Source organism: Sphaerisporangium krabiense (genome assembly GCF_014200435.1).
In the GTDB taxonomy this organism is placed as follows: domain Bacteria; phylum Actinomycetota; class Actinomycetes; order Streptosporangiales; family Streptosporangiaceae; genus Sphaerisporangium; species Sphaerisporangium krabiense.
This window is the reverse complement of record NZ_JACHBR010000001.1, coordinates 5544361-5566294: the sequence shown is the minus strand read 5'-3', so window position 1 is coordinate 5566294 and position 21934 is coordinate 5544361. Positions and strand designations below refer to the sequence as shown.

Sequence of the window (21934 nt, the reverse complement as noted above, 5' to 3'; positions counted from 1 at the left end):
CCGGGGGCCGGGGATCAGAGATCGAGGACGAAGGGGCTTCCCCGGCCGCGGAAGTGGCCCACGTTGACGCACTCGGTGCGGCCGATGCGGGTGCGGGCCGCCAGGGGCTGGTGGACGTGGCCGAACAGCGCGTAGCGGGGCTGGGTCTCGCGGATGGCGGCCAGGGTGGCCTGGCTGCCCCGCTCGAAGCGCCGCGCCACGACGTCGTACAGCAGGCCGGGGACGGCGGGCGGGATGTGGCAGCACAGGACGTCCACGGCGCCGACCGCGCGGACCTTGGCGGCGAACTCCTCGTCGTCGACCTCGTTCGGGGTGCGGTAGCGGGTGCGCAGGCCGCCGCCGACGAACCCGAAGGTGAGACCGCCGATCTCGGCGGTCTGGCCGTCGAGCACGTGGTGGCCGTCCCTGACGTAGTCGGCCCACAGGGCGGGCAGGTCGACGTTGCCGTAGGTGAGGTAGGCGGGCGTGGGCATCGCGGCGAACAGGCGGGCGTACTGCTCCCGCGCGGCGCGCTCGATGTGCTCGCGCGGGTCGCCGCCGAGGTCCTGCCACAGCGCGGCGGACATGTCCCGCGCCTCGTCCAGGCGTCCGGCGGCGCGCAGCCGGACGTACTCGGTGGCGCGCTCGGCGCCGAACAGGTCGGGGAAGATGCCCTGGGAGTGGTCGGCGTAGTCGACGAAGAGCAGAAGGTCGCCCAGGCAGACCAGCGCGTCGGCGCCGTCCGCGGCCCGGGCCAGGGCGTCGGCGCGCCCGTGGACGTCACTGACGACATGCACCCGCATGACGGACATCGTAGACGCGCCGGCGGCCTACCTACCGCTTGGCCGGGTGAGCGACACGTTGCTCACGACAGGGTTACCCGACGGATGACACTGATAGCGTGGATTCGCCCTTTAAGGCGTCTGTGACGGAACTACCGGCGGCCCGCCAGAGGAGTTGAACGTGCGCGAGTACAGCGTTCCCGTGCTGGTGGACGTCCCGGCGTCCGCCAACTGCGCCGACACCGTCTTCACCCGAGGCGAGCAGGAACCGGACGCCGTGGTGATCAGCCGCGGTGACGGCGGGGCCTGGGTCCCGGTGACCGCCGCCGCGTTCCGCGACCAGGTCGCCGGGGTCGCCAAGGGCCTGATCGACGCGGGGGTGCGCCCCGGCGACCGGGTGGCCCTGATGTCGCGCACCCGCTACGAGTGGACGGTGGCCGACTACGCCATCTGGGCGGCGGGCGGGGTCGGCGTGCCGATCTACGAGACCTCCTCCGCCGACCAGGTCAACTGGATCGTCTCCGACAGCGGCGCCACCGCCGTCATCGTCGAGACCGAGGCGCACGAAAAGGTCGTGACGCGGGCCGTCGCCGGCCTGCCGGACAAGCCGTCGATCTGGTGCGTGGACGGCGGCGCGTTCTCGCGGCTGACCGCGGGCGGCGCCGACGTGCCCGAGGAGACGCTGAAGGAGCGCCGCACCTCCCGCAGCGGCCGCGACCTGGCCACGATCATCTACACCTCCGGCACGACCGGGCGCCCCAAGGGCTGCCGCCTCACCCACGACAACCTGCTGTTCACCGCGCGCAACGTCGCCACGGGCCCGCTGGAGGCCCTGTTCGAGCAGGACGACCGGGCCGCGCTGCTGTTCCTGCCGCTCGCGCACAGCTTCGCCCGCCTCATCCAGGTCGTGCTCGTGGAGACCGGCACGGTGCTCGCCCACACGCCCAACATGAAGAACGTCGCGCCCGACCTCGCGGCGTTCAGGCCGACGTTCCTGCTCGGCGTGCCGCGGGTGTTCGAGAAGGTCTACAACGCGGCCGAGCAGAAGGCCGCGGCCGGGGGCGGGCTGAAGAGCGCGATCTTCCACCGCGCGGTGGCCACCGCGATCGCGTGGAGTAAGGCGGAGAGCTCGGGCGGCGCGGGCGCCGGGCTGCGGCTGCGGCGGGCCTTGTACGACCGGCTCGTGTACGCCAAGCTGCGCGCGGCCACCGGCGGCCGGCTCACCGCCGCGGTGTCGGGCGGGTCGGCGCTCGGCGAGCGGCTCGGCCACTTCTTCAGGGGCGCGGGCATCGAGGTCTTCGAGGGGTGGGGGCTCACCGAGACCTCCGCGCCCTCGACGGTCAACATCCCCGGCGCCAACAAGATCGGCACGGTGGGCAAGCCGTTCCCCGGCGTGACGATCGGCGTGGCCGGCGACGGCGAGGTGCTGGTAAAGGGCCGCCACGTCTTCGACGGGTACTGGAACAACGACGAGGCCACCGCCGAGGCCGTCGACGCGGACGGCTGGTTCCACACCGGCGACGTCGGCGAGCTGGACTCCGACGGTTACCTGCGCATCACCGGCAGGAAGAAGGAGCTCATCGTCACCGCGGCGGGCAAGAACGTCGCGCCCGGCCCGCTGGAGGACCGCATCCGCGCCCACCCGCTGGTCAGCCAGGCCATGGTGGTCGGCGACGACCGTCCCTACGTGGCCGCGCTGGTCACGCTGGACCCCGAGGCGCTCGGCCAATGGAAGAACGCCAACGGCAGGCAGGGGGCCTCGCTCGCCGAGCTCGCCTCCGACCCCGCCGTCGTGGCCGCGGTCCAGTCGGCGGTGGACGAGGCCAACACGCTGGTCTCCAAGGCCGAGCAGGTGAAGAAGTTCGTGATCCTGGACACCGACTTCACCGAGGAGAGCGGACATCTCACCCCCTCGCTGAAGGTCAAGCGCAACCTCGTCGTGCGGGACTTCGGCAAGGACATCGACAATCTGTACGCGGTGGACACCCGAGCATAGGCGTCCCCGGTACGGTGGCCGGGTGTGGTTGAAGGCATCCCTCAACGGCGGGCGCGCGCCGGGCGAGCATCCCGCGCTGCCGCTCACTCCTCAGGACCTGGCCGACGACGCCCGCGCCGTGGCCGCGCAGGGAGCGTCGGCGGTCCACGCCCATCCCCGTGACGCCGGCGGGCTGGAGACGCTCGACGCCCCGGCGGTCGGGGCCGCCGTCTCCGCGATCCGCAGGGCCGTGCCGGGGCTGCCGGTGGGCGTCTCCACGGGCCTGTGGATCACCGGCGGCGACGTGGAGGCCCGGCTGCGCGCGGTGCGCGCGTGGGCGTCGCTCCCCGACGAGGAACGGCCCGACTTCGCCTCCTGCAACGTCTCGGAGCCGGGGTTCCACGACCTGGCCGTGGCCGTGCTGGGGTCCGGCGTGGGCGTGGAGGCCGGGGTGTGGTCGCGGGACGACGCCGAGGAGCTGGCGGCCTCCGGTCTGGCCGGCCGGGTCATGCGCGTGCTCGTCGAGATCATGGACGCGTCCGCGGAGGACGCCGTGCCGGAGGCGGCGCGCGTCCTGGACGGGCTCGACGCCCTCGGCCTGACGGCTCCGCGCCTGCTGCACGGCGAGGGCACGGCGGCCTGGCCGCTGCTGGAGGAGGCGGTGCGCCGCGGGCTGCCCGGGCGCATGGGCCTGGAGGACGTCCTGCACGGGCCGTCCGGGGAGCCGGTGAGCGGCAACGCCGAGCTGGTCCGCCTCGCGCTCGCCCGCTCCGCGCAGGGGTAGGCCGGGCGCGGGCCCCGTTCCCCACAAGGTTAGATTGGCCTGCCCAGGGCAGCGACCGGCCCGGGAGCTGCCCGCCGAGCCCTCATCGCACCGGAATCGCCTCTATACGATGGCGTGACGGGGTGTTGAGGCCCGGATTGTCAAAGGTGGTCATGGTGGAGAACGTGAGCACGGCCAAACGCGGGCGACCCTCCCGCGGCGGGACGGGAAGCCCGGACGTCGACCTTCGCCAGTTGCTGGCCGGGCTCACGGCCGTCCGCGACGGCGACTTCGGCACGCGGCTCCCCGAGGACGGCGACGGCCTCTACAAGGAGATCGCCACCGTCTTCAACGGCATGGTCGACCAGCTCTCGCTGTTCACCTCCGAGGTGACGCGCGTGGCGCGCGAGGTCGGCACCGAGGGGCAGCTCGGCGGCCAGGCCGAGGTCCCCGGCGTGTCGGGCACCTGGGAGGACCTGACGGACTCGGTGAACGCCATGGCGGGCAACCTCACCGACCAGGTCCGCAGCATCGCCCAGGTCACCACGGCCGTGGCGCGCGGCGACCTCTCGCAGAAGATCACCGTCTCGGCGCGCGGCGAGATCCTCGAGCTGAAGAACACGATCAACACCATGGTCGACCAGCTCTCCTCCTTCGCCGACGAGGTCACCCGCGTGGCCCGCGAGGTCGGCACCGACGGAAGGCTGGGCGGCCAGGCGCAGGTCACCGGGGTGGCCGGAACCTGGCGCGACCTGACCGACTCGGTGAACTCGATGGCGGGCAACCTCACCGACCAGGTCCGCAACATCTCGCAGGTCGCCACCGCCGTGGCGCGCGGCGACCTCTCGCAGAAGATCACCGTCTCGGCGCGCGGCGAGATCCTCGAGCTGAAGAACACCCTCAACACGATGGTCGACCAGCTCTCCTCCTTCGCCGACGAGGTCACCCGCGTGGCCCGCGAGGTCGGCACCGAGGGGCGCCTCGGCGGCCAGGCGGACGTCAAGGGCGTGTCGGGCACGTGGAAGGCGCTCACCGAGTCGGTGAACGTCATGGCGGACAACCTGACCGCGCAGGTCCGCAGCATCGCCGAGGTCACCACGGCCGTCGCCAAGGGCGACCTGTCGCAGAAGATCCGCGTGGACGCCCGCGGCGAGATCCTGGAGCTGAAGGAGACCATCAACACGATGGTCGACCAGCTCTCGGCGTTCGCCGACGAGGTCACCCGCGTGGCGCGCGAGGTCGGCACCGAGGGCAACCTCGGGGGCCAGGCCACCGTCCGCGGCGTGTCGGGCACCTGGAAGGACCTGACCGACAACGTCAACGTCATGGGCTCCAACCTGACGAGCCAGGTCCGCTCGATCGCGCAGGTCGCCACCGCCGTGGCGCGCGGCGACCTCTCGCAGAAGATCACCGTCGAGGCCAAGGGCGAGGTCGCCGCGCTGGCCCAGACGATCAACACGATGGTGGAGACGCTGAGCGCGTTCGCCGACGAGGTCACCCGCGTGGCCCGCGAGGTCGGCACCGAGGGCCAGCTCGGCGGCCAGGCGCGGGTGCCGAACGTCGCCGGCACCTGGAAGGACCTCACCGACAACGTCAACTCCATGGCGAACAACCTGACCAGCCAGGTGCGCAACATCGCCCAGGTCACCACGGCGGTCGCCCAGGGCGACCTGACCAAGAAGATCGACGTGGACGCCCGCGGCGAGATCCTGGAGCTGAAGACCACGATCAACACGATGGTCGACCAGCTCTCCTCGTTCGCGGCGGAGGTCACCCGCGTGGCCCGCGAGGTGGGCAGCGAGGGCCGCCTGGGCGGCCAGGCCGAGGTCGAGGGCGTGTCGGGCACCTGGAAGCGCCTGACCGAGAACGTCAACGAGCTGGCCGGGAACCTGACCCGCCAGGTCCGCGCGATCGCCGAGGTCACCAGCGCGGTGACCTCCGGCGACCTGACCCGCTCGATCACCGTCGACGCCTCCGGCGAGGTGGCCGAGCTCAAGGACAACATCAACTCCATGGTGAAGTCCCTGCGCGAGACCACCAGAGCCAACGAGGAGCAGGACTGGCTGAAGACCAACCTGGCCCGCATCTTCGGCCTCATGCAGGGCCACCGGGACCTCGCGGTCGTGGCCGAGCTGGTCATGAACGAGCTGGCGCCGCTGGTCCTGGCCCAGCACGGCACGTTCCTGCTCGCCGAGGACACCTCGCGCGGCACCGAGCTGCGCGTGGTCGGCACCTACGGCCACCAGGAGGTCGCGCGCCGCCACTCCCTCGGCGACTCGCTGGTGGGCCAGGCGGCGCTGGCCAAGCGGACGATCCTGGTCGAGGACGTCCCGCCCGGCTACCTCACGATCTCCTCCAGCCTCGGGCAGGCGGGCCCGGTCAGCCTGATCGTGCTGCCGATCGTCGTGGAGGACCAGGTCCTCGGCGTGATCGAGCTGGCCTCCCTCAACAACTTCACCCAGGTCCACCGCGCGTTCCTCGCACAGCTCGTCGAGACGATCGGCGTCAACGTCAACACGATCGTCGCCAACGCCCGCACCGACGCTCTGCTGGCCGAGTCGCAGCGCCTGGCGACCGAGCTGCAGGTCCGGCAGGAGGAGCTGCAGCGCTCGAACGCCGAGCTGGAGGAGAAGGCGGAGCTGCTGGCCCAGCAGAACCGCGACATCGAGACCAAGAACATCGAGATCGAGCAGGCCCGCCAGGAGCTGGAGGAACGCGCGCAGCAGCTCGCGCTGGCCTCCAAGTACAAGAGCGAGTTCCTGGCCAACATGAGCCACGAGCTGCGCACCCCGCTCAACTCGCTGCTCATCCTGGCCCAGCTCCTCGCCCAGAACCCCGCGCGCAACCTGACCGCCAAGCAGGTCGAGTACGCCAACGTGATCCACTCGGCGGGCACCGACCTGCTGCAGCTCATCAACGACATCCTCGACCTGTCCAAGATCGAGGCGGGCCGGATGGACCTCACGCTGGAGCCGTTCCACCTGCGCCAGCTCCTGGACTACGTCGAGGCCACCTTCCGCCCGATGACCACCGAGAAGGGGCTGCGGTTCGACGTGCGGATCGCCCCGGACGTCCCCACCCAGCTCCTCATGGACGAGCAGCGCCTGCGCCAGGTGCTGCGCAACCTGCTGTCCAACGCGGTGAAGTTCACCGAGGCCGGGTCGGTCGAGCTGCGCGTCGAGCGCGGCACGCTGGAGCCCCAGGGCGGCCCGCCGCAGGAGGCGCTGGTCTTCCACGTCACCGACACCGGCATCGGCATCGCCGACGAGAACCTGTCGCAGATCTTCGACGCCTTCCAGCAGGCCGACGGCACCACCAGCCGCAAGTACGGCGGCACGGGGCTCGGCCTGTCGATCAGCCGCGAGATCGCCGCCCTGTTCAACGGCGAGATCCGCGCGGTGAGCACGCTCGGCGAGGGCAGCACGTTCAGCCTGTACCTGCCGATGAACGGCTTCGCCCAGCAGCCGTCCGCCGAGGCCCGCCCGGTGGCCGCCGCGCCGGCCGTGCCCGAGATCCTGCTCCGCGAGCCGATCAAGCTGCCGGCCCCCGTGCCGCCGGACACCGCGCCGGGCGAGCAGGGCCGCAGGCTGCTGGTCGTGGAGGGCCGGGCCAACGGCCTGCTGTCGCTGCTGGCGCAGAGCGTGGTCGCCGACCTGTCGGTGACGCACGGCGCGGTGCGGGTGACCACGGCGAGCGACCCCGACAGCGCCATGGCCGCGCTCGCCGCGGCCGACTACCACTGCATCGTGCTCGACCTCGGCATGCCGCACGACGCGGCGGCCGAGTTCCTGCGCAGGCTCGACGACGACCCGGTGCTGCGCACGCTGCCGGTGCTGGCCCACCACACGCGTAAGCTGACCCACAACCAGGAGAAGCTGCTGCAGGGCCGGTCCCGCACCCAGCCGCTGGAGCGCCTGCCCAGCCTGGACGAGCTGCGCGAGCGCATCACGCTGCACCTGTCGGCCACGGGGCCCGGGGACGTCCTGCCGCTGGTGCAGGCCACCCTCGAGGAGGCCCCGCGCGACGTCGAGAAGGTCGACAGCGGCCTGCTCGGCCGCAAGGTGCTGGTCATCGACGACGACGTGCGCAACGTCTTCGCGCTGACCAACATCCTGGAGCTGCACGGCATGCAGGTGCTCTACGCCGAGAACGGGCGCAAGGGCATCGAGATGCTGATGCGCAACGACGACGTCGACCTGGTGCTGATGGACATCATGATGCCGGAGATGGACGGCTACGCGGCGACGGCCGCGATCCGCGAGATGCCCCGCTTCGCCAGCCTGCCGATCATCGCCGTCACCGCCAAGGCCATGCACGGCGACCGCGAGAAGACCCTCTCCTCCGGCGCCAGCGACTACGTCACCAAGCCCGTCGACTCCGAGGAGCTCATCGACCGCATGCAGCGCTGGCTGCGGCTCTGACCGTGCGGGGCGGCGGACCTCGGCAGGGCCGCCGCCCGGCGGGTCAGTCCTTCACGGCGCCGCCGAGGCCGGCGACGAGGCGGCGCTGGACGGCGACGAAGAAGATCAGCACGGGGATGGTCATGAGGGTGGAGGCGGCCATGATGCCGCCCCAGTCGTTCTCGTCGGGCTTGAAGAAGACCAGCAGCGCGGCGGGCAGGGTCTGGTTGTCCTTGGCCGAGATGATGAACGTCCTCGCGAAGATGAAGTCGTTCCAGGCGGCGATGAACGAGAACACGCTGGTCGCGACCAGGCCCGGGGCGACCAGCGGGAACAGGATCCTCCAGAGGATCACCGCGCGGCTCGCGCCGTCGATGGTGGCGGCCTCCTCCAGCGCCTCGGGGACCGCCGCGACGAAGCCGCGCATCATCCAGATCGCGAACGGCAGCGAGAACGCCAGGTGGACCAGGACCAGCGAGCCGAGCGTGTTCAGCCCGACGCCGGGCACGACCGTGCCGATGTCGCGGACCAGGAAGAACAGCGGGATGGTCAGCGCCTCGACCGGCACCATCTGCGCGATCAGGAACATGATCAGCACGGTGGTGCGGAACCGGAAGTGGAACCGGGTCACCGCGACGGCGGCGAGGAACGCCACGACGGCCGACAGGACGACGACCGTGAGGGCGACGCCGAGGCTGTTGAGGAAGTACCGGCCGAAGTCCTCGCCGCCGAGCACCCGCCGGAAGCTCTCCAGCGTCGGGTGCAGCGTCCAGGGGCGGACCTCCAGCGACTGGATCTCCCCCGGCGGCTTGAACGCCGAGAGCACCATCCAGTAGATCGGGAAGAGCGTGACCAGGGCCGCGACCACGGCGATCGTGCTCGCGACCAGGCGGGACCTGTTCACGGCGTCCTCCCGCGGGCGGCGTGCGGTCCCGGCGTTCCTGCGGGGGCGCGGGAGGTCACAGCTTCTCCCCTCCTCGGTAGAGGGCGCGGATGTAGAGCAGGGTGACGGCCAGCAGGATCAGGGTCATGACGACGCCGATCGCCGAGCCGAGCCCGTACTCCGAGGAGCCGAACGCGGTCTGGTAGGCGTAGACGTTCAGCACCGAGTTCTGTCCCGCGATGCCGCCGCCGCTGGTCATCACGTACACCTGCGTGAAGATCTTGAAGTCCCAGATGATCGACTGGATGACCACGATCGTGATGAGCGGCCGCAGGATGGGCACCATGACCCGCCAGAACGCCTGCCACGCCGAGGCGCCGTCCAGCGCCGCGGCCTCCAGCACCGAGCCGGGGATCGCCTGGATGCCCGCGTAGAGCGTCACCATGACGAAGGGGAACGAGTGCCACACGACGGTGGCGCCGATGATCAGGAACGCGACCCATTTGTCGTAGAACCAGTTGTGGCCGTCGAGGCCGAGCACCTGGTTGACCAGGCCGAGGTCGGCGTCGAAGAGGAACATCCACACCGTGGACCCGGTGACGGCCGGCGCCGCCCACGCGGCCATGGCCGCCAGCGACAGCAGCAGGCGTGGCACCCGTCCCGCCCTGGTCAGCACCACGGCGAGCGCCGCGCCGACGGCCAGCGTGGCGACGACCAGCGCCGCGGCGAACACCACGGTCTGGGCGAGCACCGACCAGAACCGCGGGTCTCCGGCGAGGGCCGCGTAGTTGGCCAGGCCGATGAAGCGGGTCGGCTCCCCGCCGCTGACCTGGGCCTGCCGGTAGTCGAACACCGACAGCAGGCCGAGCATGTAGACGGGGTAGCCGAGCAGGGGCAGCAGGACCGCCGCCGAGGGGAGCAGGTAAATCCAGGGCCGCAGCCGGCCGGCGCGGCGCGGCGCCGCCCGCCCGGCGCTCGTGGCCGGGCCGGCGGGCGCCGTGGTGGCCGTCGTCATGAGCCGCCGAACGCCGCCTTGACCGCGGCGGCGGCCTCGGTCGTGGCCTGCTCGACGGTGGCCTGCTGGGTGGCGACCTTCTGCAACATGGTCGGGATGACCTTCTGGTTGTCGATCTTCACCCAGGCGGGGTCGACGGGCACGAACCGGGTGCCCGAGGCGACCGTGTCCATGAACGGCTTGAGGAACGACTCCTTGGCCGCCAGCTCGTCGCGCGCCGAGGTCAGGGTGGGCAGGTTGCCCATGGCCTCGTACATCTTCGTCTGGTAGGTCTTGCCGCCGAGAAGCTGCAGGAACTTCACGGCCAGCGAGCGGTGCTTGCTGTTCTTCATGACGCCGAGGTTGTTGCCGCCCGCGAAGGCCGGGGCGATCGAGCCGGACTCCTGACCGGGCAGCGGCACGACGGCGTACTTGCCGGCGGCGGCCCCGGCGTCGATGGCCGACCTGTTGAAGTTGCCTCCGATGGCCATGGCGGCCTTGCCGCTGGCGAACAGCTCGACGGTCTTGCCGCCGGTGAGGCCGGCGCACGCCTGGGGCGGGCAGTTGTCGTCCGCGAGCAGGTCGGTGTACTGCTTCACGCCCTTGCGCGACTCGGGCGAGTCGAGCTTCTCGATGTCGCCGCCCGCGCTCCACACGAAGGGCAGGGCGCCGAAGGTGTACTCGCCGCCGGCGGCGAGGCCGTACAGGTCCGGCTTCTTCTCGCGGATCTTCCGCGCGGTGGTGATCAGCTCGTCGATGGTCGCCGGCGGCTTCAGCTTGAGCTCGTCGAAGACGTCGGTGCGGTAGTACAGCGCGCGGATGCCGATGTACCAGGGCAGGCCGTACACCTTGCCGTCGACCGTGGCGGTCTTCAGCAGCTCCGCGTTGACGTCCTTGCCCTCGGTCCACGCCTGAAGGTCGGCGCCGAGGTCGGCGAACCCGCCCGCGGCGGCGTACTCGGCCAGGTCGGTGTTGCCGTACTCGGCGACGTCGGGGGCGCTGGCGGGGTCGTTGAACGCGCCCTTGAACTTCTCGTGCCGCGCGGGGGTCGTCGGGATGTAGGACACCTCGACCGTCACCCCCGAGTTCGCGGCGGTGAACTCCTTGATCGCCTCGCCGACGACCTTTTCCTTGGGGGCCCGGTTCGGCTCGTCGAAGAGCCAGACCCGCAGCGTTCCCGACTTCTCGTCTCCGCCGCTCGTCGCCGGGGCGGTGGACGGCGCGCAGGCGGCCAGGGCCAGCAGGGCCAGTCCCGCGACCGCCCGGTCAAGCATTCTCACAGCAGTCTCCTCCCGTTGGCGGCAGACCTTAGAAAGCGGTCCGCGATCACGGGAAGAGCCAGGGTGATTTGTTGTGCATTGCGGAATTTCATGGTGCAAAGTGGCGTCACTGGCAATCTTGCGCCTAAGTTGACCTGCGTGTTCGATAAGCCGGATCACCGTTCCACGACCCCCCTGACCGGCCCCGCCACCCCCGCGCGCAACCAGTCGCTGTCGCTGCGGCGCGCGCTGGCCGTGCTCGACCACGTCCGCGCCCACGCCGGCACCGGCCAGGGCCTGTCCCTCACCTCGCTGGCCGAGGAGCTCGGGGTCTCCAAGAGCACCGTGCTGCGGCTGACCACCCCGCTCATCGAGGCCAGGCTGCTGGAACGCGACCGGAGGACCGGCGCCTACCGGCTCGGGCACGGCGCCCTGCTGCTCGGCCAGGCCTACCTCGCCACCCTCGACCTGCGCACCGTCGCCGCCGAGGAGTCGCACCGGCTCATGACCGAGGTCCGCGAGACCGTCCACCTGGTGGTGTACGACCCGCCGGACGTGGTCTACATCGACAAGGTGGAGAACACCGCGACCGTGCGGATGGCCTCGCGCATCGGCAGCCGCGTGCCCGCCTACCGCACCGCCGTGGGCAAGGCGATCCTCGCCTGGCAGCCGGAGGCCGACCTGCAGCAAGTCGTGGCCGCCGGGATGCCCGCCGTCACCCGCTTCACCATCACCGACCCGGCGCACCTGCGCGCCGAGCTCAGCAGGATCCGCCAGCGCGGCTACGCGGTGGACGACCGCGAGAACGAGCCCGAGGTGCGCTGCGTGGCCGCCCCGATCTTCGGCCACGGCGACGCGGTCACCGCGGCGATCTCCGTCTCCGGCCTGACCTCGCGGATCACGGCCGCCCGGGTGCGCCAGCTCGGGCCGCTGGTGGCCGAGGCGGCGCTGCGCGTCTCCAGGAAGCTGGGCGCCACCCGCTGACCCCGCGGGGCCGCCGATCGGGGCCGGGCAGAGGGGGCCGGCCCCGATCGGCCACCCGCGCCCGGCGCGGTCGTGTGCGAGCGTGGGGGAACATGTCGGAGCGAGTGCACACCCTCGCGATTGACATGTGCGAACGCGATGACCCGGTCACCCGCCGGTCAGCAGCTCGGAGAACCGCCCGGCGACCAGGTCCCAGCGCCACTCCCGCTCGATCCACGCCCGGCCGCGTGCGCCCATCTCGCGGGCCCGGTCCGGGTCCTTGAGCAGCACGGCGAGCGCGCGGGCCACCTGCTCGGGGCGGTCGCCGTCCACCAGCAGGCCCGTCTCCCCCTCGCGCACCGCGTCCGGCGCGCCGCCCGAGCGGCCCGCGACCACGGGCAGCCCGGTGGCGGACGCCTCCAGGTAGACGATGCCGAGCCCCTCCACGTCCAGGCCGCGCAGCCGGGTGCGGCAGGGCATGGCGAACACGTCCCCGGCGTCGAAGTAGGCGGGCAGGCTGCTCCACGGCACCGGCCCGGTGATGACCACCGAGCCGCCGAGCCCGCGCGCCGCGACCAGCCGCGTCAGGGCGCGCCGCGACGGGCCGCCGCCGACCAGCAAGAGCACCGCGTCGGGCACGGCGCGCAGCACGGCGGGCCAGCAGCGCACCAGCGTGTCCTGGCCCTTGCGCGCGACCAGCCGCGACACGCACACCACCACCGGCCTGCCGCCGATGCCCAGCTCGGCGCGCACCCCGGCCCCGCCCGCGCCGGGCCGGAACAGCTCGGTGTCCACGCCCGGGGCCAGCCTGACCAGCCGGGACGGCGGCACCACCCGGGCCAGCCGCTCCCGGGTGTACTCGCCCAGGTAGGTGATCGCGTCGGCGTGGGCGCCGATCCTGGCCAGCACGCCGCGCGCCAGCGGCGTGCCCGCCCAGGCCGCCTCGTGGCCGTGGGTCAGCATGACCACCCGGCGCGCCCCCGCCGCCCGCACCGCCGGTGCCAGCAGGCCGAGCGGGGCCGCGGCGCCGAACACCACGGTCTCGCACTTCTCCCGCCGCACCAGCGCCGCCGCGCGCCGGGCCACGCCGGGCAGCGGCAGCATCAGCGAGGTGGGGTGGCGCACCACCCGGTAGGGGCGGCGCGCGTCGAACTCCTCCCAGCCGGGCCAGCGCGAGGCGTACACCACGGTCGAGCCGGGCGGCCGGCGCTCGGCGAGGGCGTGCACGAACGCCTGGATGCCCCCCGGGCGCGGCGGGAAGTCGTTGGTGACGATGAGGACGCGGCCCCGGGGGTTCACGGCTCGGGCAGCCCGTTCTCGCGGGCCCAGGCGCGTGCGAGGGCGATGCGCTGCGGGGTCGTGGGGTGGGAGGCGTGCAGCAGGTAGTCCACGGCGTCCGGCGACAGGTCGGAGAGGTTCGTGACGGCCAGCCGCTTCTGCATCGCCACGAACGTCGCCGGGTCCCGGGTGAGGTCGAGGGCGTGGACGTCCGCCCTGGCCTCGATCGCCCGGCTCACCACGTTCTCGGCCGGTCCCGCCAGCACGGAGGCGAGCGTGATCAGGCCCAGCAGCAGCCCCACGGACCGCGGGTCGCCCACCGAGGGCGTCCCGGCGCGGCGGCGCACCGCCGGCGCGCCGGCCACCAGGTACAGCAGGCACGCGCCCGCCGCGGCGCCGAGCCCGCCGACCAGCGTGCCGTACAGCACGTCGTCCTCGCGGGCGTGGCCGAGCTCGTGCGCGACCACCAGCACGACCTCCTTCTCCGGAGCCCGCAGCAGCGTGTCGTAGACGACGACCCGCCGGGTCGCACCGAAGCCGGAGACGTAGGCGTTGAGCGCGCTGGTCCGGCGGGAGGCGTCGGCGACCAGGACGTCACGGACGGGGACGCCGTCGCGGCCGGCCATGGCGATCAGCTCGGCGCGCAGCGGCCCGCGCGGCAGCGGCTTGAAGTCGCTGAACAGCGGCTCCACGACCACGGGGTAGGCGAACGAGGCGGCGACGGTGAGGACGAAGGCCCCCGCGGCGGCGGGGATCCACCAGCGGGCCGGCAGCCGGCGGGCCAGCCAGACGACCGCGAGGATCATCACGGCGACCAGCACGGTCTGCACGGCGAAGCTCTTCAGCCGGTCGGCCGACCACCCCGCCCAGCCCTGCGTGGACAGCCCGTACGCGCGCAGCCGGGTCTCGTACCACATGCCGAACGGCCACTTGAGCAGCAGCGTCACCGCGGACAGCAGCAGCACCCCGGCCAGGGCCCGCAGCCACCACGGCCCCCTGAGCCTGCCCACCGCCCACGCCCCCACCGGGGTGAGGACCAGCGCGCCCGCCACCAGCAGCGTCACGGCCAGCGAGAGGTAGGACGGCGGGCTGACGGCGGCGTCGAAGGCGGCGGCCCGGGAGATCTGCGCGGGGGTGAAGTCGCGGGCGGGGTCGGCCGGCACGGCGGGGGCGCCGCCCAAGGGGTCCCAGGGGGTCGTCAGCGCGACGACGGCGGCCATGACCGCGCCGAGCGCCACGAGCGCGACGCCCGCCGCCCGGGCTCCGCCGCCCGCCCGCCCGCCGGGGCGGGTCTCCTCGGTCAGCTCCGCCACCGATACCAGCCTTTCCTGCGTGCCGCGCGGTCACGACGGCCCCGGGCGCGCGTGCGGCGGGCGGTCACGACAGCTCCGCCACCACGTAGGCGCGCCAGGCGGCGGTGAACCGCTCCGCGCTCACTCCGAGCACGCGGGGAAGCGCGCCCGGCGCGCCGCCCCCGCTGAACTCACGGTAGAGGGCGACGAGGGCGCGCTCACCGTAACGGGCCACGACATACCGGCAGGCGAGCCACGCCTCCTCGTACGCCTGCGCCAGGCGCGGGGACTCCGGCGCGAAGGCCTGCGGGCCCGGCAGCGCGATCGGGCGCCGGCCCGCGCGCACCTCGGCGGCCAGCTCGGCGGCGGCCGCCGGCGCGGGGATGCCCGAGTCCAGGTAGCCGACGTAGTCGGCGAAGCCTTCCATGAGCCACTTGGGCGTGCGGGCGTCCGTGGCCGCGCCGGTGGCGAGGTGGGTGAGCTCGTGGGCCAGGACGACGTCGCGCCCGGCGTCGCTGAGCCGCGCGTACGCGCCCGGCTCGACGATCACGTGGTCCACGGCCGCGACCGCGGCGAGCCCGCGCACCGAGGCCGGCGCGGCGAGCGCGGCGGCCTGCGCGGTCGTGCCGGGCAGCAGCACCAGCGGGCGCACCGGCCCGGCCAGCCGCGCCACGACGCGGGCGGCACGGTCGGCCCTGCGGGCCAGATCGGCCGCCTCGGCGGCGCCCGTCCGTGCCGCACCGACCACGACGGAGCGCTCGCCGATGACGATCCTCGCGCCCGCCCAGACGTCCGGGCGCTCGGCCACCGCGGCCCGCGCGAGCCTTCCCGGGTCGGCGGTGGCGGCCCGGGGGACGGCCGGCGCGCCGGAGAGCGCCGCTGACGCCCCGGGCGCGGCCGGGAGGGCGTCCCAGAGCGCCGGAGCCGCCGCCGGCGCGCTCAGGGCCGCCAGCAGGCCCGCGAGTGAGGCCCCCAGCCGGACGACGCGCATGCGGGCAATCTACCGGGCGGCCCGCCCCGCCAACGCGGCCCGGGACGGGCAGGGGCGGCGGGCGCCGGGAACGTGAAGGCCCCGTCCGCCCGCGAGGGGTGAGGGTGGACGGGGCCTTCACGGCCTGGTGCGCTCAGCGCGGGGGCGTCCGCGGGGAGACGGCCGCGCGGAGGCGCCTGCCGGGACCGGTCACGCGCCGGGGCGGACGGCTCCGACGAAGCTGCCCTTGCGGTAACCGTTGAGCTTGTCGATCCGCACCCGCGCGCCGCTGTGCGGGGAGTGGATCATCTTGCCGTGGCCCACGTACATGCCGACGTGGCCGAGCCCGCGGAAGAACATCAGGTCGCCCGGCTTGAGGTTCTTCCACGCGACCTTCTTGCGCACCGAGCGGTACTGCGCGCCGGTGACGCGGGGCAGCTTGACGCCGGCCTTGCGCCAGGAGTACAGGACGAGACCCGAGCAGTCGAACGCGCCGGGGCCGGCGGCGCCCCAGCGGTAGGGGTCGCCGATCTGCCGCTTGGCGACGGCCACGGCGGTGCGCGCCTTGACGCGCTGCCGCGCGGCCCTGGTCAGCTTGGTCTTCTTGGCCTTCTTGGTCTTGGAGGTCTTCGCGGCCGTGGAGCCCGTGGTGGTCGCCGCCGCCTCGCTCTCGGGAGCCGCGGCGGGTTCCGCCGTGGCGACCGGGGGAACGACGGGGGTGACCGGCGTGGCGGCGTGCGCCGCCGGGACCTGCAGGGCCGCCAGGGCGACGGAGGCCGACACGGTGAGGACGGCGCCGCCGAAGGAGAACCTGGCGATTCGGGGCAGGCGGGGGCTAGGGGTGGTGCTGGACAGGATCGCTCCTAGGATCTTCCACTTACGCCTACCGGGTTAGCTGACGGATTCGGGCAGGGAAGCAGCCCTACGGCGCGCGAGGCGCCGATTCACCCCCGACCTCCCGGGTGGAAGGTCAATTGGGTCCCCGGCTCCGTGCTCCTTGCCGCACGGATTCGGCAGGCCGCCGAGGGGTGGGTTCCTTGTCGGGTCCCCGGTTTCGCCGGCATGCGCCGGCGACGACGGCCGAATGGATGGGTGGTGCGTCGGCCGATCTTGCGGATCGGCCCTCGTTCGCGACGGCATGGCGTTGCTCGCCGCGGCCCAGAAGCTACACAGATTGCGAAATTCCAGCAAAGGGTGGGTCAGCACAACGTAGATCATTACGACTGATCACTAACCGATAACGCCTGGATATCAATGCCCTCTGTTACCCGAATGTGATTCCTCTCACATGCGTGGAAACAGGGCCCGACCTTCGTCACATCCGTCACATCCGTCCCACCAGTTCTTGATCTTGACGGGCCGGATCGGCGGTTGCGGGCCTCTCCAGAGATGTCAATACGCAAGAGGTCTTTAGCAATGGCTCTTGCGCAAGGAGTGTTGCCCATGCCAGCGTGGGACCCATGGAGAACGAGAACGTCCGGCAGATCACCGACTCCCGCGTGCTGGCCGCCCTGGCACACCCCCTGCGGCGCCGCCTCATGGACGCGCTCAAGGTCTACGGGCCCTGCACCGCCAGCATGCTGGCCGACCACACCGGGCAGGCCGTGGCCAACGTCAGCCACCACCTGCGCGTCCTCGCCTCGGGAGAGCTGGTCGAGGAGGCCCCCGAGCTGGCCCGCGACCGGCGCGAGCGCTGGTGGCGCCTGGTGTCGGCGTCGCTCCGGTGGTCCACCCGCGACTTCGAGTCCGACCCCGCCTCGGCCGCCGTGGCCGGCGCCGCCGAGTCGATCAACCTGGACCACCACGTGGGCATCGTCCGCGCCTACTACGCCATGACCGAGGACGAGCGCGCGGCCTGGGAGAACGCGCCCTTCTCCGCCGACAAGTGGCTGCGGCTGACGCCCGCCGAGCTCGCCGAGCTGAGCGGGGAGGTCATCGCCCTGTTCGAGCGCTGGGCGGCCCGTGACGTCCCCGACGACGGCGCCCGGCGGGACCCGGTGTTCCTGTTCGCCTTCGGCGTCCCGGGGCGGCCATGAACGCCCTGGAGGCGCGATCCCCGCAGCCGGGCCCCTCCGGCCGCTCCCCCGCGCGCCGCGGCGTCGGGGGCCTGCTGCGCGAGCGCGACTTCCGCCTGCTGTGGATCGGCGAGACCTCCAGCGCGTTCGGCAGCTCGGTGACCAGCGTCGCGATGCCCCTGGTGGCCGTCACCGTGCTGCACGCCGACGCCCTGGCCGTGGGCGTGCTGACCGCCGCGGCCTGGCTGCCCTGGCTGCTCATCGGCCTGCCCGCGGGCGCCTGGGTCGACCGGCTGCCCCGGCGCCCGGTCATGCTGGCCTGCGACGTGGTGTCGGCGCTGGCGTTCTGCAGCGTCCCGGTGGCCGCGTGGCTGGGCGTGCTCACCATCGGCCACCTGATGGCCGCGGCCCTGGTCGCCGGCGCCGCCAAGGTGTTCTTCCAGACGGCCTACCAGGTCCTGCTGCCCTCGGTGGTCGCCACGGCCGACCTGCGGGAGGGCAACGCCAAGCTCCAGGGCGGCGAGTCGGCCGCCCAGGTCGCGGGCCCGGGCGCGGGCGGCCTGGCCGCCCAGGCGTTCGGCGCGGTCGCCGGCCTGCTCGCCGACGCGGCCACCTTCGTGATCTCCGCGGTCTGCCTGCTCGCGATGCGGGCGCGCGAGGCGGCCGCCCCGGTGCGCGAGACGGCCACGCTGCGCCGGCAGATCGGCGAGGGCATGCGGTTCGTCCTGCGCGACCCCTACCTGCGGGTCCTGACCCTGTTCGGGGCCATGTCGAACCTGTTCCTCGTCGGCTACCAGGCCATCCTCGTGGTCTTCCTGGTGCGCGACGTCGGTGTGAGCGCCGGGACGGCGGGCGGCCTGATCGCCGCCACCAGCGTCGGCGGCGTCGCGGGCGCCGCCCTGGCCACCTGGATCTCCCGCCGCCTCGGCAGCGCCAGGGCCCTGATCGTCTGCGAGGTGGCGTGCACGCCGTTCGGGCTGCTGCTCCCCGCCGCGCGTCCCGGGCCGTGGCTGGCCCTAGGGGTCGCGGGCGCCCTGATGGTGGTCGCGGGCGTCGTGGCGGGAAATGTGATCAAAGGCGCGTTCCGGCAGGCGTACTGCCCGCGCCATCTGCTCGGCCGGGTTTCGGTCACGATGCAGTTCGTCAACCTGGGCACGATTCCGGTCGGCGCCGTGGCCGCCGGGGCGCTCGGCGACGCGCTCGGCGTGCGCCCCGCCATGTGGGTCGCGATGGCGGGAGTGGCCCTGAGCGGCCTCATTCTGTTCGCGGGGCCGTTGCGGCGCGACCGCGACCTGCCTACGGCACCCGCCGCCGAGGCGTGAGAAACCGGCCCGTTCCAGGACCGGAACGGGCCGCGCGGCCCGAGTCACAGGGACGTCCGGACGCCCGATCAAGAGTGCTCATTTCTTATCAAATGTCACCATGACCGCACGACCGTTCAACGAATCCGCGCCCGCGACCCCGGGAATGCCGAGCACCCCTAAGCCGCATAATTTGGCTTATATCGGGATATTCTGCGGGTTAAACCGAATTACCGGCCAGAATATTAGTCTTACCGTGAGGTGCGTCCGCTGCACGGCGGCAAGGCGTCGTCAATAGGAAACTATGCCGGATTTCCGTATCCCGGCGATCCGGCGCCGAGAACGGCGCCGCCGGGGATCGTGTCCCGCGTCAGGGACGCACGGCGGCGAAGATGCCCCGGTACGACGACAGCGGGACGACGCTCACCACGGTGCCCGTGCGCGGCGCGTGCACCATCTTGCCGTCGCCCGCGTACATCCCGACGTGGCCGAGGCCCGAGGCGAACAGCAGGTCGCCCGGCTGGAGCGCGCTGAGCGGCACCCGCCGCGAGGCGCCCCAGTTGTACTGCTGGGCGGCGGTGCGCGGCAGCGTGACGCCCGCGGCCCGCCAGGCCATCAGCGTGAGACCCGAGCAGTCGAAGCCGTCGGGACCGGTGCCGCCGTACCGGTACGGCTTGCCGACCTGCGCGAAGGCGTACTGCAGCGCCGCCCGCGCGTTGCCGGACGCCGGACCGGTGTACTTGATGCCCGGGCTGTTGGGGTTGCCGGGGTTGTAGGCGTTGAGCCTGCGCAGCAGGCGCTCCTGCTCCCCGACGAGCTTCTCGACGTCCTTCTTCTGGCGCTTGAGCTCGTTCAGCAGCTCGATCGCCTTGTCGTAGGACTTCTTGGCGTCGTCGCGCTCGCCCTGGAGCGACGCGATCGCCTGCTCGTAGGCGGCGAGCTTGCGCGCCCGGTCCGCCGACATCTGGTCGACGGAGGCGAGCCCGCTCAGCAGCGCGTCCGGATCGCCCTGGGTGATCAGGCTCGGCCAGGACAGCATGTCGCCGGACTGGTAGGTGCTCACGGCCATCGACACCAGGCCCGCGCGCAGGCCGTCGATCCTGCCGAGCTGCTCCTTGAGACGCCCGTTGACCTTGTTGTAGTCCTTGCGGGCCTTCTTCCAGCGCTCGCCGGCGTCGTTGTACTTGTCCACGACGAGATCGGCGCGCTCGTTGAGCTTGGCCAGCCTGGCCTTGGCCTGGGCGACCGTCGGCTTCGGCTCGGCGCCGGCCCCGCCCGCCTGCGTCACCAAGACGGCGGCGATCAGACCTGTGAGGACAGGAATCCGCCCGACTCCTCGGATGCCACGCGCGAGCACTGGGACGCCAGCCCCCTCATGTGAGACAAGTGAGACAGGGCGTGATCCTACAGAAAAGCCGCAGATACCTGCACCTTTTCTGATGATTTCTTGGCGCCGCCGCGAACCCGGCCGGTGAGAGGCCGTCCCGAGCCCGGAAAAGCGCCGGTCAGGCGCGGCCGAGGCGGCGCAGCAGCAGCGTGGACGGCACGGGCCTGGCGCCCATGCGGCGCACGGATTCGGCCACCTCGCGGTCGGAGGAGACCACGGCCACGGCGCGCCCGGGCGGCTCGGCGCGCACGAGCTGCCGTATGAGGTCGTCGGCGATCTCGCCGGGCGCGCTGAACAGCACGCGCACCCCGCGCGGCGCGGAGACCTGCACCGGGCCGTTCAGCTCCGCGCCGTCGAAGGCGCACGTCACCTCGACGCGCGTCTGCGCCGCCAGCCCGCCGAGGCCCGTCAGCAGCCGCGACCGCTGGTCCAGCAGGGTGAGCGTGGGATAGCCGGTCTTGGTGACGTTGTAGCCGTCCACGATCAAGTGGAGCTGCGGGATCGCGAGGAGCTGGTCGAGCAGCGCGGGGTCGTCGTCGGACAGCGCGCGGGCGGGCACGGCCCTGACCGAGGGACGGCCGGGAGCGACGGCGCTCACCGAGTCGGCCGGCCTGCTGATCGCCACGGGCAGGGCCAGCTCGCTGCGCAGCCCGGCCGCGGCGTCCTGCAAGGTGTCCAGGAGCACGCGGATGCGGGCGTCCTCGATGCTGCGCCCCTCGCGCGCCGCGCGGCGGCTCGCCTCCAGCTGCCGCTCGGCGTCGGTGAGGCGCTCGCGCAGCTTGCGCAGCTCGGTCTCGCCCGCGCTCGCGGCCGAGCTGACGGCGGCCCTGGCCTCCTGGGCCGCCGCCTCGAGCTCGGCGGCGCGCTCCTCGGCGAGCCGGCCGCGCTCGCGGGCGTCGTGCAGCTTGCGGCGCAGGTCGGCGACCTCGGCCCGCGACGCCTTGAGCTGCTCGCGCAGCCGGTCGGTCTCCTCCTTGGCCGCGGTCTTCTGGGTGGCGAGCTGCTCGCGCAGCCGCGTCAGCGCCTGTTCCTGCGCGCTGCCCTCGGCCACGACGGCCGCCTGCTCCAGGTCGGCGCGCGCGGTCTCCACCAGCCCGGGCCAGCCGGGCGGGCGCGTCAGGTAGGCGGCGGCGGCCACGAGCACCGGCTCGGCGGCCGGCGGGACGTTGCCCTCCTCCAGGCTCGCGACCAGCTCGGGCCAGGCGTCCTGGAGCGCCTCCGCGACGATCTCGCGGAACTCCTTGTCGGTCTCCAGTTGCGCGGCGATCGGCGCGCTGCCCAGACGGGCGCGCTTGCGCGGGTCGAACTTGGCGATGCCGCGCAGCGGAGGCGGGATGGCCGGGGGCTGCATCGAGCCGAGCACCTGGGCCGCGAGCTCGACGACGTGTAAGCGGACCTGCTCGGGCAGCGGGCGAGACAGACCTTCACCGGCTGAACTCATCCGACTTCCCCTAGCTGACTGGCCGTTCAGAAACTCCCTATCCGACAAGGGTACGGCTGACGCGTCCGTGGTCAGAGCGCACAGTGCCGGGTTCCCCGCGCGGCGGCCCTCCGCGCGGCGCGCGCCGGCCGACGTCGCAGGCGGGGCCGGCCGCGCACGCCCGGCCCGACGAAGGTGTGATCCCAGGTGGACGCCACCCGCGCCCCCGGACGCGCGGGCCCGGGGGACGGTACTCCTGAGCTGGGAGGACCC

At 72.8% G+C, this 21934-nt stretch carries 16 protein-coding genes and 1 riboswitch; of the genes, 6 read left to right on the top strand and 10 right to left on the bottom strand.

Translation table 11 applies throughout. The annotated features are described in order from the left end of the window. Positions 1–14 precede the first annotated feature (14 nt). Positions 15–782 carry a metallophosphoesterase family protein gene (locus BJ981_RS24400; RefSeq protein WP_184614083.1) on the bottom strand — a complete coding sequence of 256 codons (768 nt, stop codon included), beginning with the start codon at positions 780–782 and terminating at the stop codon, positions 15–17. Between the two features lie 160 nt (positions 783–942). Between BJ981_RS24400 and BJ981_RS24395 the strand changes: the two genes are divergently transcribed. The 3 genes from BJ981_RS24395 (at position 943) to BJ981_RS24385 (ending at position 7920) form a co-directional block, all read left to right on the top strand. Then, on the top strand, positions 943–2757 hold the full coding sequence (locus BJ981_RS24395; protein WP_184614081.1) for an AMP-dependent synthetase/ligase: 1815 nt from the start codon (positions 943–945) through the stop codon (positions 2755–2757). A gap of 22 nt (positions 2758–2779) precedes the next feature. After that, positions 2780–3520 carry a 3-keto-5-aminohexanoate cleavage protein gene (locus BJ981_RS24390; RefSeq protein ID WP_184614079.1) on the top strand — a complete coding sequence of 247 codons (741 nt, stop codon included), beginning with the start codon at positions 2780–2782 and terminating at the stop codon, positions 3518–3520. A gap of 152 nt (positions 3521–3672) precedes the next feature. Then, positions 3673–7920: a HAMP domain-containing protein gene (locus BJ981_RS24385; protein ID WP_184614076.1), complete on the top strand. Its 4248-nt coding sequence runs from the start codon at positions 3673–3675 to the stop codon at positions 7918–7920. Positions 7921–7963: 43 nt separating this feature from the next. Here the strand turns inward: BJ981_RS24385 and BJ981_RS24380 are convergent, their stop codons facing one another. From BJ981_RS24380 to BJ981_RS24370, 3 genes are read right to left on the bottom strand one after another with little or no spacing between them, the layout of a single operon-like run. Continuing rightward, the gene (locus tag BJ981_RS24380; protein ID WP_184614074.1) at positions 7964–8803 is read right to left on the bottom strand and encodes a carbohydrate ABC transporter permease; all 840 of its coding nucleotides are present in this window, start codon (positions 8801–8803) and stop codon (positions 7964–7966) included. Between the two features lie 55 nt (positions 8804–8858). After that, a complete protein-coding gene (locus BJ981_RS24375; protein WP_184614072.1) occupies positions 8859–9797 on the bottom strand; it encodes a carbohydrate ABC transporter permease in 939 nt (312 codons plus the stop codon). Beyond that, positions 9794–11050, bottom strand: coding sequence for an extracellular solute-binding protein (locus tag BJ981_RS24370; protein ID WP_184616378.1), 1257 nt, complete (start codon positions 11048–11050; stop codon positions 9794–9796). Before BJ981_RS24370 ends, BJ981_RS24375 begins: the two co-directional genes overlap by 4 nt. A 144-nt stretch (positions 11051–11194) precedes the next feature. Between BJ981_RS24370 and BJ981_RS24365 the strand changes: the two genes are divergently transcribed. Beyond that, entirely contained in the window at positions 11195–12019 is an 825-nt protein-coding gene (locus BJ981_RS24365) for an IclR family transcriptional regulator (protein WP_239138962.1), read from the top strand. A 147-nt stretch (positions 12020–12166) separates the two neighbouring features. Here the strand turns inward: BJ981_RS24365 and BJ981_RS24360 are convergent, their stop codons facing one another. The 4 genes from BJ981_RS24360 to BJ981_RS24345 form a co-directional block, all read right to left on the bottom strand. Next, complete coding sequence (locus tag BJ981_RS24360) at positions 12167–13297, bottom strand: glycosyltransferase family 4 protein (RefSeq protein WP_239138963.1); 1131 nt, start codon at positions 13295–13297, stop codon at positions 12167–12169. Further along, positions 13294–14589, bottom strand: a complete 1296-nt coding sequence (locus BJ981_RS24355) for a M48 family metallopeptidase (protein WP_239138964.1) — start codon at positions 14587–14589, stop codon at positions 13294–13296. Before BJ981_RS24355 ends, BJ981_RS24360 begins: the two co-directional genes overlap by 4 nt. 64 nt (positions 14590–14653) lie before the next feature. Next, positions 14654–15559 carry a peptidase MA family metallohydrolase gene (locus tag BJ981_RS24350; protein ID WP_184614067.1) on the bottom strand — a complete coding sequence of 302 codons (906 nt, stop codon included), beginning with the start codon at positions 15557–15559 and terminating at the stop codon, positions 14654–14656. A 189-nt stretch (positions 15560–15748) separates the two neighbouring features. Next, positions 15749–16321 carry a C40 family peptidase gene (locus BJ981_RS24345; protein ID WP_239138965.1) on the bottom strand — a complete coding sequence of 191 codons (573 nt, stop codon included), beginning with the start codon at positions 16319–16321 and terminating at the stop codon, positions 15749–15751. An 82-nt stretch (positions 16322–16403) separates the two neighbouring features. Beyond that, a riboswitch (cyclic di-AMP (ydaO/yuaA leader) is annotated at positions 16404–16564 on the bottom strand. A gap of 434 nt (positions 16565–16998) precedes the next feature. Between BJ981_RS24345 and BJ981_RS24340 the strand changes: the two genes are divergently transcribed. Together BJ981_RS24340 and BJ981_RS24335 are read left to right on the top strand one after the other, a co-directional pair. Further along, positions 16999–17574: an ArsR/SmtB family transcription factor gene (locus BJ981_RS24340; protein WP_184614065.1), complete on the top strand. Its 576-nt coding sequence runs from the start codon at positions 16999–17001 to the stop codon at positions 17572–17574. Continuing rightward, entirely contained in the window at positions 17571–18875 is a 1305-nt protein-coding gene (locus tag BJ981_RS24335; RefSeq protein ID WP_184614063.1) for an MFS transporter, read from the top strand. Before BJ981_RS24340 ends, BJ981_RS24335 begins: the two co-directional genes overlap by 4 nt. Before the next feature lie 349 nt (positions 18876–19224). On the opposite strand, the gene BJ981_RS24330 is transcribed toward BJ981_RS24335, so the two are convergent. After that, positions 19225–20142: a C40 family peptidase gene (locus tag BJ981_RS24330; protein ID WP_239138978.1), complete on the bottom strand. Its 918-nt coding sequence runs from the start codon at positions 20140–20142 to the stop codon at positions 19225–19227. A gap of 217 nt (positions 20143–20359) precedes the next feature. Then, positions 20360–21682 (bottom strand): NYN domain-containing protein, encoded by a 1323-nt coding sequence (locus tag BJ981_RS24325; protein ID WP_184614061.1) that lies wholly within the window; start codon positions 21680–21682, stop codon positions 20360–20362. Positions 21683–21934 lie beyond the last annotated feature (252 nt).